Genomic DNA, 14277 nt, shown 5'->3' with positions numbered 1-14277 from the left:
TCCGCGGCGCCGGACAGCGGGGAGGTCGCGTACGCCTCACCGGTGGTCGGGTCGACGATCTGCAGGGTGCGGCCGTCGGCCGCGTCGACGAACTCACCGTTGACGTAGTTGTGAAACGTGCTCATCTGTCGTTCCTCGTCGTTCACTGATGTCGGTGCGAACTGCCGTGTGCGGCTGTGGTCAGTCCTCGGCGGCTGCGGACAGGTGCTCGTGCACGGCGAGCCAGTGGTTGGTGCCCCGGCGGCTGAAGACGATCGTCTCGCGCTCGCGGAGGGTCTGTTCGCCCGCCCGTGTGGCGACCAGTGTCTCGACGTGATGGCTGAAGACGGCGGTGTCGCCGAGGACTTGGACCAGGGGCCGGGTGGAGCTGCAGCCGAGTATCCGTAGGCCGTCTTCCGCTTCCCAGCTCTGCCACAGGCGGCGGTACTCCTCGACGGACGTGACGCGCTGTGGGGTGGTGTGGAAGAGGAAGGTCGCGTCCGCGGCGAAGGCGGCGAAGTAGTCGTCGAGTCGGCCGTCGGCGAAGGCGGCGACCAGGGCGGCTGCGGCGGCCCGCACCTCTGCGGCGGGTCCGGTGTTGTTCATCGTGAACTCCAGGGAGCGGATCGTGCGGTGGTGGTCATTCGGCGGTGACCGGGGCCAGCGGGGTGTCCTTGGCGGGGACCAGGCGGGGGCCGGCCGGGCCGAAGACGGCGCGGGGCTCGGGGAAGGCGATGAGCAGCACGGTGTACAGCACGGCGGCGACGGCGAGGGTGGCGATCAGGCTCAGGTCGATGCCGCCGGCGATGTTTCGCCAGGGGCCGGCGATCAGTGGGGTGTTGGCCATCAGGAGGCCCACGGTGGTGGCGGGGATCCAGGCGGCCATGCCGCGCCAGTTCACGCCGTTGCTGAACCAGTAGGCGCCGCCCTTCTGGCCGCGGTTGAAAACCTGGATGTCGTCGGTGAGGTAGAAGCCGCGGCGGACGAAGTATCCGATCATCATGACGGCCATCCACGGGGAGGTGCACAGCACGATCAGGGTCGCGAAGGCGTTGATGCTGGCGACCATGTCGAGGACGAAGTTCCCGACGAAGATGAAGGCGACCGACAGGGTTCCGATCAGGACCGTGGCCTGGACCCGGCTCAGGCGCGGGAAGATCGAGGAGAAGTCCAGCCCCGTGCCGTAGAGCGCGGTGGTGCCGGTGGACAGGCCGCCGATCAGGGCGATCCCGATGAGCGGCATCGCGTACCAGAGCGGGGAGACGGCGGCCAGGCCGGCCACGTAGTTGTTCGGGTCGGCGACCAGGGTGGCGGTGGCGACGCCGAAGAGGAAGGGCAGCAGGCTGGCGACCTGGGCGAGGAAGGGGGCGGCCATCAGCCGGGCGGGGCTGTAGCGGTCGGGGATGTAGCGGGACCAGTCTCCGAGGAAGGCCCCGAAGGAGACGGGGTTGGCCAGCGCGGTGAGCGCGGCGAGAACCCAGGTGGGCCAGAAGCTGCCCAGGGCGTAGTGGCCGCTACCCGCGAAGGAGGCGTGGAAGGAGCCGCCGAACGCGACGATGCCCAGCAGCATGATCGCGCTGCCGGCGACGACCGCGATCTTGTTGATCAGGAGCATGAACTGGTAGCCGTAGATGCACACGATCAGGACGGCGATGGCGATTACGCCGTATGCCGTGGCGCGCAGTGTGTCCCCGCCGTTGATGCCGAACAGCCTGCCGGCGGCGCCTACGATCGCGTCGCCGCTGACCCACACGGAGATGGAGAAGAACGCGATCGCGGTGAGCAGGGACAGGAACGATCCCACGCAGCGGCCGACCACACCGAAATGCGCCCCGGAGGACACTGCGTTGTTGGTCCGGTTGCGGGGGCCGAACAACGCCATCGGCATCAGGATCAGCGCGCCGGCGACCACGCCCGCGACGACAGCCGAGGCCGAGGCCCAGAAACCGAGGCCGTAGGCGATGGGCAATGTGCCCAGGATGATCGTCGCGAAGGTGTTGGTCCCGCCGAAGACCAGCCGGAACAGGTCCAGCGGCCGGGAGGTCTGCTCCTCGGGCGGGATGGGGGCGACGCCGTGGGGCTCCACCTCGGTGACCTTGGCCCGAGTGGTCTCGGCGGTGGTCCCGGTCTTGGCGGGGGCTGAGGTTTGAGACATAGGGGACTCCGGGTGGCGCGGTGTGGGGGCGGGGTCAGGGTCTCTTGGTGAGGGCGAGCAGGCTGATCAGGTCGTAGGCGACGTGCGAGGCGGCCACGGAGGTGATCTCTGCGTGGTCGTAGGCGGGGGCGACCTCGACCACGTCGGCGCCGACCAGGTTGGCGCCGGCCAGGCCGCGCAGGATCTCCAGCAGCTCGCGGCTGGTCAGGCCGCCGGCCTCGGGGGTACCGGTGCCGGGGGCGTGCGCGGGGTCGAGCACGTCGATGTCGACGGAGACGTAGAGCGGGCGGTCGCCGATCCGTTGCCGCAGCGCGTCCGCGACCTCTGTCACCCCCTTGCGAAGGACGTCGCCGGCGGTGACGATGCCGAAGCCGAGCCGGCGGTCCTCCTCCAGGTCTTTCTTTCCGTACAAGGGGCCGCGGGTGCCGACGTGGCTGAGCGCCTCGGTGTCGAGGATCCCCTCCTCGACCGCTCGGCGGAACGGCGTGCCGTGGGTGTACTCGGCGCCGAAGTAGGTGTCCCAGGTGTCCAGGTGGGCGTCGAAGTGCAGGACCGCGATCGGGCCGTGCCTCTTGGACAGGGCGCGCAGCAGCGGCAGTGCGATGGTGTGGTCGCCGCCGATGGTGACCGGCCTCGCGCCGCCGGAGATGAGTTCGCCCGCGGCGTGCTCGATCGTTTCGACGGCCTCGTTGATGTCGAAGGGGTTGCAGGCGATGTCCCCGGCGTCGGCCACCTGCATCTGCGCGAACGGTGAGACGTCCAGGCCCGGGTGGTACGGCCGCAGTAGCCGGCTGGCCTCGCGCACCGCCGCCGGGCCGAACCTGGCACCCGGCCGGTAGGACACCCCGCTGTCGAACGGCACGCCCACTACCGCGACGTCGCACCGCCCTACCTCGTCCAGCCGCGGCAGCCGTGCGAACGTGGCCGGGCCTGCGAACCGCGGGATCCGGGAGGAGTCGACGGGACCTCTGGGTTCGGTCATGGGAGTGGTTCCTCTCTGAGCGGCACAGCCCTCTCGCAAGCGGCGCATCAACGGTTCAGGCCTGCGGGGCGGTGAGGTTGCCGGCTGCCGCTCGGGGGGATGCGGCAGCCGGACTTCGCCCAGTCTGGGGGGCGGTCCACCGCGACAGCAATTGGTTCATTCCCGAAGATGTACCGTCATTCTTGTGGACAGGAACAAACTGACCGTGGAGGACCTGCTGTCGTTCCCGGCCCTCCAGCTCCGGCTCCTGGCCGGCGAGGGCGGGCTTGGGCGTGCGGTGTCGTGGGCGCACGTGAGCGAGCTGGACGATCCCACGCCCTGGCTCATGGGCGCGGAGATGATCATGACGACCGGACTCGCGATCCCCCGTGCGGCCGCCCGCCAGCGGGCCTACCTGGAGCGGCTCGACGACGCCGGAGTCGCGGCGCTGGCGCTCTCCGCGCAACTGCACGTACCACCGCTGCACAAGGCGTTCTTCGCGGCGGCTGAGGAGCGGGGCATGCCCGTGCTGCAGGTCCCGCTGGCCGTGCCGTTCATCGCTGTCGCCCAGGAGGTCGCGGCCGCCGTGCAGGAGGACGCCCGGCAACGGCTCGGCGCCCAGCTCCAGGTCTTCGGGGCCCTGCGCTGGCTGGCCTCCGAGAACCTCGACACAGCCACCCTCTTCCAACGACTGGAACGACTGTCCGGGTACGACGTGTACCTCTGCACTCCGCAGGGGCGCCCGCTGCTGCCAGGGGTTCCCGCGCCCGACCCCGGCGTGATCCCGGCCTCGACGGACGCCCCACCTACCATCCCGGGCGGGTTCGCCCTGCCGGTGCTCGCGCCGGGCGGCCCCGCCGGATTCCTGATCGCGTTCGCACGCGAGGGCGCCCGCCCGGCCGGGCTCGCCGTCGTCCAGCACATCGCCACCGTGGCCGCGCTCCAACTCGCCATGGTCCGCACCGAGCGCGAGACCCTGCGCCGTGAAGGCGCGGAGATCCTCGCCGAGCTACTGCAGGATGTCCTCGACCCGGCGACGGCACGCCGCCGGCTCCTGCGGCACTCCATCGAAGGGGAGACGGCCCTGCTGGTGGTACGCGGCGTCAGCGAGGACGCCCTGCTGCGCAGCCTGGACGGGCAGCCGCACCTGCTGCTCGGCCGCGGGGAGGACCGGTACGTGCTCGGATCGCCGGATCTCGGCCAGGCTGTCGCGGCCATGCCCGGCGTCGCTGCCGGCATGAGCCGCCCTTTCCCTCCCGGTGAGCCCTTGCGGGTCGCCCAGCGCGAAGCCCTCTGGGCGGCCTCCAACGCCACCGAGTCGGGCCGGCCACTGGTCAGGTATGGCGACGACACCGCGGGCCGCTGGCTCCCCGATGATCCCGTGGTGCTGGCAGCACTCGTCGAGCACGTGCTCGGCGCCGCCCTTCGGTACGACGCCGCCCACAACTCACAGATGCTGCCCTCGGTCCGGACCTGGATGGAACGGGACCGCCGCACCGACGACGCGGCAGCCGCCCTCCACATCCACCCCAACTCCCTCGCCTACAGGTTGCGCAGGTTCGCCGAGATCACCGGACGCGACCTGTCCTCCACCGGGGCGTTTGCCGAGGTCTGGCTCGCGATCCGGGCCGCGGCACAGCTCGGCCTGATGAACGGGCAGGACACACGGTCCGTCTCGGACAGGTGAGGTGGACCGCCTCCGGAACCCGGCATCTCGTCGGAGGTCCCCGGTCCCGGCCTGGAGTGGAGTTTCACCGAAGGTCGATGACCGCGTCTCGGCGGGCGGGTCCTTCGAGCACCGGGGGCGGTGGGATCAGCTCTGGAGGAGTCAAAGGCGGGGAGCCCAGATCGCATGACTGAGCGTCAGGCCGACGTGGGCGCCCGTCGGCTTCCAGGGCGTTCAAGGCAGCAGCATGCCTGCGTACCTTCATCCTGGCCTTCTCCACCGCCGCCCTGCGCCCTGCCTCGCACGCGCGAAGGCCGGCCGAATCCACGACCCGTGCAGCAGGTGCTCCTGGCCGTCGGCCCGGAGGCGGCCGCAAGGCCGAGGCGCCGACTGCTGCCATCGAGTCGCGCGTCGCGTTGCGGTGACGCTCGCGCCGGGATGTTCGGCGAGTTGCGGGGTGCCGTCCGTACCGGTCAGCTGATCGACAGCCCCCGTCCGCCGTCGCGCCGCACGGCGCGCTGTTGGCGATCACCGGCGTCCAGCCCGCCACGGGCGGGAAGGTGGTCGTCAGTACCCGCCCGGCCAGCATCTCCGAACTGCTCGGCCAGGCCTGGGCCGACATCAAGAGCGCGGTCGATCCGCACAACATCCAGATCACGCCACAGCTCAGGGACCTCAAGGCCTCCTACGTTCCGAACCCCAACGGCGCCAGCGGCGGCGCCTCGGCCGCGCTCGAACTGGACGTGAACGACAGCGTCCCCCTGCCCGGCGGCGCCTCAGGCACGCTGTCCGGCTCGCTCGAACTCGACCCGAGTGTCGACTTCACCTACCAGGGCGGACTGATGCCGACATCGATGCGGCACCCATGGTGTTGACGTCGGCGCTCTCCCCGTTTGCGCCGTTCGGCGCACCGCTCGCAGACCCACTCCCGTAGACGTCAGCGGTGCTGAACACGGAGGCCACCTGCCGGTCACCAGAAGGTGGATGGGATGGCCTCCCCCTAGCACGCCCCAAACCCCACCAGGAGGTGGCTGTGTCCTACGCGTCCGTCGGCATCTCCTGAGCATACGGCGCACAATGACCAGTAGTCAGGACACCGACCACAGCGCGGGACGGAGACCCATGCCGGACCAGCACGGCAGGACCCCCGGGCCATCGGCCGACGAGGACCCGCTCGCCCGGTTCGGCTACCAGAAGCAGCTGCGCCGCACCCTCGACCTGCGCGACCTGCTGGTCTACGGCATGGTCTTCATGGTCCCGATCGCCCCGTTCGCGATCTTCGGAGTGGTCTTCGAGCTCTCCAAGGGCATGGTGGCGCTGACCTACCTCGTGGGTCTGGTCGCCATGGTCTTCACCGCTCTCGGCTACCGCGAGATGTCCCGCGAGTTCCCGATCGCCGGCTCGGTCTACGCCTACGCCGCGCGCGGGTTGCGCCCGGAAGCAGGGTTCCTGGCGGGGTGGGCGATCCTGCTGGACTACCTGCTCGTGCCAACGCTGCTCTATGTGACGGGTGCGGTGGCCCTGCAGTCGGTGATCGGCGGCGTGCCGCAGTGGTTGTGGATCGTTGTCTTCGTGGTGTTCAACACCGCCGTGAACCTGCTCGGCATCGAAACCACGGCCCTGATGAACAAGCTCTTCCTGCTGGCCGAGCTGATCGTGCTGGCCCTGTTCGTCGGGCTGAGCGTCTCCGCCATCGCGCGCGGGGTGGGCGGGGCGCACTGGAGCCTGGACCCGCTGTACAACCCGCAGGTCTTCTCCGTCTCGGTGGTCTTCTCGGCGCTGTCTGTGGCGGCGCTCTCCTTCCTCGGCTTCGACGCCATCTCCACGCTGGCGGAGGAGGTCCGGGGCGGCGCGCGGGTCGTGGGCCGGGCGACCCTGCTCTCGCTGTGCATCGTGGCGGCCCTCTTCGTCGTCCAGTCCTATCTGGCCGCGCTGCTGCTGCCCGGCCGCACCGGCCTGCCCGGCCAGGCGGCGGAGAACACCGCCTTCTACGATGTCGCCAGGATCGCCGGCGGGGTCTGGCTCAAGAACGTCGTCGCCATCACCAGCGCGCTCGCTGCGGCGGTGGCCAACGCCCTGGTCGCCCAGGCCGCGACCTCCCGGCTGCTCTTCTCGATGGCCAGGGACGGCTTCCTGCCGCGCTTCCTGGCCCACGTCAACCCCAAGCGCCAGGTGCCCGAGCGGGCCGTCTTCCTGGTCGCCGTGATCAGCCTGGTGCTCGGGCTCGCCCTGGTCGGCCAGGTCGCGCTGCTGTCCTCGCTGGTCAACTTCGGCGCGCTGTTCTCCTTCCTGCTGCTGCACCTCTCGGTGGCGAGCTGGTTCCTGATCCGCCGGCGGCAACGCACCTACGGCATGCACCTGGTGGTGCCGCTGCTGGGTTTCCTGATCATCGGCTACGTGCTCTGGAAGGCGAGCCCGCACGCGCAGATCGGCGGCGCCTGCTGGCTGGCGGTCGGCGTCGCGATCCTGGTGGTCCGGCGGCGGACCGGGCGCTCGGTCGACCTGAGGCTCGACGCCTGAGCCCCGGCGGGCGCCGCCGGGGCGCCGAGGCCGCCGCCGTGATGGGGCGGCCTCGGCGCGGGTGTGCCGGGGTGGACCACCGGGCGCCGCCGAGGTGGGCGCGGCCGACCCGGCATTCATAAGAACGCACAGGTCACAGCCCTGGATAAGGCTTCGGCAGGGGCAGCGCTCCCGCGGCGTCCGACGCCCGCTCAGATGAAGAGCGGGATCGGGTTGAGGTCCTCATAACGGGTCGGGGCGGCCAGCCGGCCCAGGCGGACCGGGACGTCGTAGAGCCGGCCCGGTGCGTAGCGGGCCCAGAAGTGCCGCAGCCCCGGGACGATCACCTTCGCCACGGGCAGGCCGATGTCCGGGCGGGTCTGGTCGAGCACCAGCAGGTCCAGTCCGTGCCCGCGTAGCAACTCCTCGACCGCGCTCAGGTCCTCGCGCAGATCGGCGCGCGGACGGTAGTCGAAGTCGGCGGGGGAGCGCCCGGCCAGCTCCTCGGCGGGCAGCAGATAGGGCTGGTTGGCCACCGTCGCGTCCTGCCACCAGGAGATCAGCTCCGGATCGCGCAGCGTGTACCCGGCGCCGTCTGCGGTCGCGGCCACCACGGCGGGCAGCAGCTGGTTCATCTCGGTGAGCGCGCGGCGCAGGGCCAGTGCCGGGTCGAAGTGGGCGCCGAAGCCGAACACGATGTCCTCGGCCGGCTTGTCGGTGCGGCGCGACAGCGCGACGAACACCGGGACACCCAGGTCGGCGGTGAGGTCGAGGGCCCACACCTCGCGGTTGATCGAGGCGTAGACGCAGACCAGCTCGGTCGCCCACGGATCCGCGAACCGGGACAGGTCGACGCCGGGCTGACGGGTCCGGTTGTACCACCACAGCGCGACGGCATCCCGCTCGACCAGCTCCAGGAAGCCCTGCAGCACCGCGTCCTCGAAGCTGCTCCCGGCCGCGTTGCCGTTGGAGTCGGCGTACACGAAGCGGCTGCCGGCGATCGGTGGCACGTCCTCGTGCAGCCCGCCGTCGAAGTACAGCATCGCGGTCGGCAGCAGCCGCTGCCGCTGGTCGACGACCGACCAGACCGGAGTCCAGTCGATCGGCACGTCCGGGTCGAACGGCTCGGGTATGTGCTGGAAGGCCATCTGCCGGGCGTTCCACGCCTCCCGCCCGTGGTACTGGCGCGGGTCGAACAGCTGGCAGGCGTCGGGGTGCACGGCCTCCGGTCCGAGGGCGCTCAGGCGCTCGCGGATCCGGGGCTCGTCGCCCTGCAGGCTGCCCGAGTACCGCTCCAGCGCCTCGCACAGTGCCCCGACCTCGGCGTCCAACGCGGTCACGCCCTTGCCGCCGCTGACACTGCGCAGGCCGGCCCGCAGCCCGACGAGCGTGCCTGAGCCCATCGCGAGATTGCGTCCCGAGGTGAAACCGTGCAGGAACTCCGGGCCGCGCTGGTCCCGGCGCAGCTCCTGGACCAGCCCGGTCACCGGGCTGACCAAGTGACGGTAGCGGTCCAGCATCTGGCGTGGCGTCAGGGAGCGGTGCCCGCCGCCGGCCCCGGCGACCTTGAGCCGGGAGGCGAAGGCGACCGGCCGCGCCACCTGCCGGGCGACCAGATCCGGGTCACCGCACTGCGGGCACTGCGGGCGCTTGCGCACCTGGTGGTCGCGGCCGGCGAGGGTGAGGCTGTTCAGCGTGTGGATCGCGGACTGGCCCGGGTGACGCAGTCCGGCCAGCCACTTGGCCGCTTCGAGCGCGGCGAGGTGCAGTGCCGTGGCGCGGACCGCCGGGACGACGGCGCTCGGCCGCGGGGCGGGGCCGCTGAGCCCGAGGGCGCGTCGCACCGGCAGCTCCGAGGCGCGGTGGGCCCGCAGCCGGTGGGTCAGGCAGTGCCAGCAGGCGCCCTCGCCGGGCTGGAAGACCGGGCCCACCCAGGGCTCGGCGGCGGCCGGCCGGACCAGCAGCCAGGGCCGGCCGGTGGCCCGCTGCTCGGCGTCGAACTGCGCCAGGTCGGGGGAGAGGTAGTCCTCGCAGACCACGATGGTGAGCGCGGCGCTTTCGTCGTCGGCGGCCTCGTTGGTGGGGGTGGTGACGGTCAGGCCGGCCTGGCGGCAGGCCTCGACCATTGCGGCGCGCAGGCCCGTGCGGTCGGCCCCGGCGGTGGCCCGGACGGTCACCGAATCGGTGGCCGTCCGGGCCCGGGCCTGCTCGCCGGGCAGCCCGGCGAGGTCCCAGTAGGCCTCCTGCGCGTACTTGTCCTGCTCGTCCAGGCTGCCCGGTCCGGCGGGATCGGGCACCGAACGGTGAGCGAGGAGCCCCGCTCGGTCGAGCGCGCCGACCAGCGCCTCGACCTGGGCGGCCGCCACCTCGGGCTCCAACTCCCGTTGCACAGCGGCCAGATCGCGACTGCCGTCCAGCAGGGGAGCGACCGCCGCCACGTGCGCGCCCTGCAGCGCCAGCACCTCCCGCTCGGAGAGCAGGTAGGTTGCGTCGCCCGTGACCACCTCGGCATGCAGGTGACGCTTGAACCCGATGAACCCTGTCACGCCGTGAAGCACCCGCCGCCGACGCGCTCACCGTCCTGGGAGGCCTGGTAGCACCAGGTGAACAGGGCCACGTCGGTCGGCTGGTCGAGGTTCTCGATGACCAGGACGGGCTGCTCGGCGGTGGCCGTCTCGGTGGCGGTGATGTTCATGGAGTCCCCTGGTGGTGTGTGGTGTGGGTCGCGCGGTGCGGTTGAGGCTCAGGCCTCGTTGCGGGCGTCCCGGGCGCAGACGCAGAGGGTGAACAGGGCCACGTCGGTGGGCTGGTCGAGGTTCTCGATGACCAGGACGGGCAGCTCGCCAGCGGCAGTCGGCTCGGCAGTGGTGATGTTCATCGGATCCCCCAATAGTGCGGTCACAGCAGGTCATTCGAACCTGGATGAGACCGCAGTCTGCGTGGATCATCGGAGCTGCGTCAAGAGAAATCGTCAGCTGAGTACCAGTCAGAGGCCGTACCGGCGCCGGACCGAGGCGTGCGAGGTCAGCAAGTAGCCCTGTCCCGTTCCTTGGGTATTCAGTCGTTTCGAGGCTTAGCGTCACGCACGCGGGGATAGGTTCCCTCAGCCAGATGAGCTCTGGCTGAGGGAGGGACGGATGGATACACCCTTCGCGGTGAGGAGCCGCGGCATCACCAAGGTCTTCGGTGATGTCGTCGCGCTCGACCGAGTCGACATGAGCGTGGCGCAAGGTCAGATCCACGGCTTGGTCGGCCCGAACGGTGCCGGCAAGACCACGCTTCTCGGCCTGTTACTGGGGCTGGCCGTCGCCGACGAAGGGAGTCTGGAGATCCTCGGCGCTCCGGTGGGACGCGCGCCGGCCGCACCCGACGGTGTCTCCGGGTTCGTCGACGGGCCCGGCCTCTACCCCAGCCTCACCGCGAAGCAGAACCTTGCGACGTTGGTCGCGCTGCGCTCTGGTGACGCGCCTGCCGCGGGTGTCGGGGAGGCCCTGGAGCAGGTCGGGCTCACCGACGTCGCCGACCGCAAGGTCCGCGGCTTCTCCCTGGGCATGCGCCAACGGCTCGGGCTGGCCGCGGCGTTGCTGACCAGGCCGCGGCTGCTGGTGCTCGACGAACCGTCCAACGGCCTGGACCCGGTGGGCAAGAAGCACGTGCACGGTGTCCTCAGCCGGCTGGCCTCCGAAGGCGTCACGGTCGTCCTGTCCAGCCATCGGATGGACGATCTGGAGGCGCTGTGCTCCGAGGTCACCATCCTGGCCACCGGGCGCGTGGTCTTCTCCGGCCCGGTGAAGAAGCTCTCCGACGAGAACCGCGAACTCGACTACCGGCTGCGCGCCTCGGACCCGTCCGCGGCTCGCGTCATCGCGGTCGAAACGCCCGGCATAAGCATCGTCGAAGACTCCCACGGCGCTGCCCGACCGGACACCGACGTGATGGTCGTACGCGCGCGGGTGGCTGCTCTGGACGGACTCGTGGCGCGGATCGTGCGCCAGGACATCGCGGTGCGCGAGTTGGTGCCAGTCGTGTCGCCACTGGAAGCCGCGTTTCTCGCCCTCACCGAGCAGGAGACCAGCCGATGACCACGACCGTCGCCGACACTGCCGCAGCTGGGCCTGAGGCTGGGACGGCGAGCGCGCGCCCGGTCCCGGTCGCCCGCATCCTCCGCTTCGAGCTGGTCAAGCAGTTCTCCACCTTGCGGGTGCGCCTGCTGATCGGGCTGTGCTGGCTCGGTCCGGGCGTGCTGGTCTTCGCGATCGACCAGCAGAGCACCTTGCCTTCGGACACCCTGTTCGGCCGGTGGATGCACGCCACCGGCTGGGCCGGGTCACTGGTGGTGCTCGGCGTCGCCAGCACGTGGGCGCTGCCGCTGGTCACGTCGATGGTCGCCGGCGACGTGTTCGCCACCGAGGACCGGCTGGGCACCTGGCGCCATCTCCTCATCGCGGTCCGCTCGCACCGGCGGATCTTCGCGGCCAAGGCGATCGCCAGCGTGACCGTGATCCTGCTGCTCGTGGCAGGCCTCACCGCCTCCAGCGCGGTCGGCGGACTGCTCGCGGAGGGAGACCAGCCGCTGGTCGGTCTGGACGGCCACCAGCTCACCGGCGGGGACGCGGCCGGCAAGGTCCTGCTGGCCTGGGCCTGCGTGCTGGCGCCGACGCTCGCCCTCGCGGCCATCGGGCTGCTCGGGTCCGTCGCCCTGGGCCGGTCCCCGATGGGCCTGCTGCTGCCGATGCTCGCCGCCCTCGGGATGCAGGTGGCGCAGATGCTGCCGCTGCCGGTCGTGGTGCGCCTGGCGCTGCCCGGTTACGCCTTCATCTCCTGGAACGGCCTGTTCGCCGATCCCCAGCAACTCGGGCCGTTGCTCATCGGTGTCGGGGTCAGCCTGGTGTGGGCGGTCGTTGCGACGGCCCTGGCCTACCTGCTGTTCCTCCGCCGGGACTTCACCAACCTCAACAACGACGGCGCTGGACGCAGGGTGCTGTCCTTGGGTGTCCTCCCGCTGGCAGGGGTGCTGGCCGCGACGGTCGGTGTCGTCGCGGTGACGACCGGAGCGGGCGGCTCCGGCATCAACCAGGACAAGGTGCAGCGGTCGGTGGCCACGGCCTTCGCTCACCTCTACCGACTCCAGCAAGAGCAGATGCGCCAGCCGCCGGTCACCGAAGCGCAGCTTCAGACCTTCGCGGCGTGTGACAAGAGCGAAGGGCTCGGCGCACAGGAGGGATCCGGGAACGACTGGCGCTGCACCGTCACCTGGAACGTCCCCGGCTACAACGTCGCCGCCCAAGCCATTTACCAGCTCGATGTCACCCCGAACGGGCGCTACATCGCCGACGGAGACGGACCGGTCCAAGTGAACGGCTACTTCCTGATCGTCACCGGGGGAAAGGTCGTGCCGAACCCGCTGTGGCAGTTCGACGGCAACGTCGATCTGCTCCCCGGCCACTGAGCCCGACCGTTATGGAGGAGACCATGTCCATCCCGTCCGAAGGCACCTCCCGCCGCGCCCTGCTGGCCACCTGTGCCGTGGCCGTCACCGGTGTCGGCTGCGCCTCGTGCAGCGGCGGCTCCGCGGGCGGCTCGTCCCCGCGGCCCGGCGCTGCGGGCAGTACCCGGCCCGGCGCCGCGAGCAGTCCCTCCGACGGTTCCGCGGACGGCACGACCTTGTCGATCGTCGTGGCGCGCACCGCGGACGTCCCGGTGGGCGGTGGGCTCATCCTGAAGGACCACCCGGTCGTCCTGACCCAGCCCAGCACCGGGGTGTTCAAGGCTTTCACAGCGGTCTGCACCCACCAGGGGTGCACCGTCTCCTCGGTCGGGAACGGGACCATTGACTGCCCCTGCCACGGCAGCCGGTTCAGCATGGCCGACGGCTCGGTGGTCAACGGTCCCGCCGCCGTGCCCCTGACCGTCGTCCCGGTCGCGGTGTCCGGCGGGCAGATCAGCATCTCCTGAGAGCTCGGTCGCAAAGGCGGGCGGCGCCGGATGGTGCACCTCCCGGTGCACCATCCGGCGCCGCCTTGCGCGATCGGATCAGCCGCGATCGGATCAGCCGCAGCAGACATCAGCAGACGTCAGTTGGACGTCAGTTGACGTTCATCGCGGTGTCGTCGAGCACGAACGAAGTCTGGTATTCGAAGTCCTCAGCACCGGTGAACTTCAGCGTCACCTGCTGGCCGGCGTACGCGCCCAGGTTGAAGGTGTGCTGCGCGTATCCGGTGTTGTGGTTGAGGTTGGAGTAGGTGGCCAAGGTGCTCAGGACGCTGCCGGAGCTGTTGAGCACCTGCACCTTGAGGGTGTCGTAGGCGGTGGTCGTCGAGGTCTCGGCCGTGTCGACGTGCAGCCAGAAGCTGAAGTTGTAGGTGCTGCAACCGCTGGGCAGCGTGACGGTCTGGGCGAGGGTGTCGGTGGTGGACTTGCCCCAGCCGTCCAGCCAAGCGTCCCAGGTGCCGCCGTGCGGCGGTTCCGAGCTGCTGCTGTTGATCACCTGGACCGGACTGTGCGTCGAAGTCACGGTCCACGGCGCGGGGTTGGAGCTGCCGTTCTCGAAGCCCGGGTTGCCGAGCAGTTGCTGTGCCTGGCAGCCTGAGCCGGTGGGGGTGGCGGACGCCTCGTTGCTCTGCGCCCCCTCGCCCACGCCGTTCACCGCGCTGACCTTGTAGTAGTAGGTCTGACCGGCGGTCAGACCCGTGTCGGTGCAGGAGGTCACCGCGCCGAGACCGCTGCAGCCGCCGCTGGTCAGCAGCGTCTCGCCGCCGCTGGCGGTGCCCCGGTACACCTTGTACGAGGTGATGTTCTCGCCGCCGGTGCTGGACGGCGGCGTCCAGCTCAGTGCGGCCTGCCCGGTTCCGGCTGTCGCCGTCAGGCCGGTGGGCGCGCCCGGCGGCGTCGCGGCGATCGGTGAAGCTGTGATGGTCACCGTCGAGGTCGCGGTGTTGGCCGGTGAGGCGCTGTCGGTGACGGTCAGGGTCGCGGTGTAGGTGCCCGCGGTGCTGTAGGTGTGGCTCGGGTTCTGGG

Annotated in this window: 13 protein-coding genes; 6 read left to right on the top strand and 7 right to left on the bottom strand. The window is 70.7% G+C overall.

Translation table 11 applies throughout. The features are described from left to right. Window positions 1-180: 180 nt before the first annotated feature. The 3 genes from P3T35_RS39575 to speB are packed head-to-tail and all read right to left on the bottom strand — an operon-like array spanning window position 181 to window position 3116. Window positions 181-585 (bottom strand): nuclear transport factor 2 family protein, encoded by a 405-nt coding sequence (locus P3T35_RS39575; protein ID WP_101378418.1) that lies wholly within the window; start codon window positions 583-585, stop codon window positions 181-183. Between the two features lie 34 nt (window positions 586-619). Beyond that, a complete protein-coding gene (locus tag P3T35_RS39570) occupies window positions 620-2134 on the bottom strand; it encodes a cytosine permease (protein WP_101378417.1) in 1515 nt (504 codons plus the stop codon). A 34-nt stretch (window positions 2135-2168) separates the two neighbouring features. Further along, window positions 2169-3116 (bottom strand): agmatinase, encoded by a 948-nt coding sequence (gene speB / locus P3T35_RS39565; protein WP_101378416.1) that lies wholly within the window; start codon window positions 3114-3116, stop codon window positions 2169-2171. A 184-nt stretch (window positions 3117-3300) separates the two neighbouring features. On the opposite strand from speB, the gene P3T35_RS39560 reads away from it, so the two are divergent. The 3 genes from P3T35_RS39560 to P3T35_RS39550 all read left to right on the top strand — a co-directional run bounded on the left by P3T35_RS39560 (window position 3301) and on the right by P3T35_RS39550 (window position 7281). Further along, window positions 3301-4782 carry a PucR family transcriptional regulator gene (locus tag P3T35_RS39560; protein WP_101378415.1) on the top strand — a complete coding sequence of 494 codons (1482 nt, stop codon included), beginning with the start codon at window positions 3301-3303 and terminating at the stop codon, window positions 4780-4782. A gap of 500 nt (window positions 4783-5282) precedes the next feature. Continuing rightward, a complete protein-coding gene (locus tag P3T35_RS39555) occupies window positions 5283-5636 on the top strand; it encodes a hypothetical protein (RefSeq protein ID WP_101378414.1) in 354 nt (117 codons plus the stop codon). Window positions 5637-5838: 202 nt separating this feature from the next. Then, the gene (locus P3T35_RS39550; protein ID WP_218976615.1) at window positions 5839-7281 is read left to right on the top strand and encodes an APC family permease; all 1443 of its coding nucleotides are present in this window, start codon (window positions 5839-5841) and stop codon (window positions 7279-7281) included. A 191-nt stretch (window positions 7282-7472) separates the two neighbouring features. Here P3T35_RS39550 and P3T35_RS39545 read toward each other — a convergent pair whose 3' ends face one another. The 3 genes from P3T35_RS39545 to P3T35_RS39535 are packed head-to-tail and all read right to left on the bottom strand — an operon-like array spanning window position 7473 to window position 10138. After that, window positions 7473-9806 (bottom strand): TOMM precursor leader peptide-binding protein, encoded by a 2334-nt coding sequence (locus P3T35_RS39545; protein ID WP_280709725.1) that lies wholly within the window; start codon window positions 9804-9806, stop codon window positions 7473-7475. After that, window positions 9803-9955 carry a hypothetical protein gene (locus tag P3T35_RS39540; RefSeq protein WP_180356248.1) on the bottom strand — a complete coding sequence of 51 codons (153 nt, stop codon included), beginning with the start codon at window positions 9953-9955 and terminating at the stop codon, window positions 9803-9805. Before P3T35_RS39540 ends, P3T35_RS39545 begins: the two co-directional genes overlap by 4 nt. Before the next feature lie 48 nt (window positions 9956-10003). Further along, window positions 10004-10138 (bottom strand): hypothetical protein, encoded by a 135-nt coding sequence (locus tag P3T35_RS39535; protein ID WP_280709723.1) that lies wholly within the window; start codon window positions 10136-10138, stop codon window positions 10004-10006. 259 nt (window positions 10139-10397) lie between these two features. Between P3T35_RS39535 and P3T35_RS39530 the strand changes: the two genes are divergently transcribed. Genes P3T35_RS39530 through P3T35_RS39520 form a run of 3 tightly spaced genes read left to right on the top strand, consistent with a single transcriptional unit; the run spans window position 10398 to window position 13215 of the window. Beyond that, window positions 10398-11342 (top strand): ABC transporter ATP-binding protein, encoded by a 945-nt coding sequence (locus P3T35_RS39530; protein WP_101378412.1) that lies wholly within the window; start codon window positions 10398-10400, stop codon window positions 11340-11342. Then, window positions 11339-12709 carry an ABC transporter permease gene (locus P3T35_RS39525; protein WP_101378411.1) on the top strand — a complete coding sequence of 457 codons (1371 nt, stop codon included), beginning with the start codon at window positions 11339-11341 and terminating at the stop codon, window positions 12707-12709. The genes P3T35_RS39530 and P3T35_RS39525 overlap by 4 nt, the downstream gene beginning before the upstream one ends. A gap of 23 nt (window positions 12710-12732) precedes the next feature. Next, window positions 12733-13215: a Rieske (2Fe-2S) protein gene (locus tag P3T35_RS39520; RefSeq protein ID WP_218976614.1), complete on the top strand. Its 483-nt coding sequence runs from the start codon at window positions 12733-12735 to the stop codon at window positions 13213-13215. A 130-nt stretch (window positions 13216-13345) separates the two neighbouring features. Here the strand turns inward: P3T35_RS39520 and P3T35_RS39515 are convergent. Beyond that, window positions 13346-14277, bottom strand: a 932-nt coding sequence (locus tag P3T35_RS39515; protein WP_280709719.1) for a fibronectin type III domain-containing protein, incomplete at its 5' end; no start/stop codon positions are given.

It is taken from the genome of Kitasatospora sp. GP30 (assembly GCF_029892145.1).
Classification (GTDB): domain Bacteria; phylum Actinomycetota; class Actinomycetes; order Streptomycetales; family Streptomycetaceae; genus Kitasatospora; species Kitasatospora acidiphila.
Note: the sequence above shows the minus strand (reverse complement) of the source record. Positions and strands in the feature narration are given on the sequence as shown.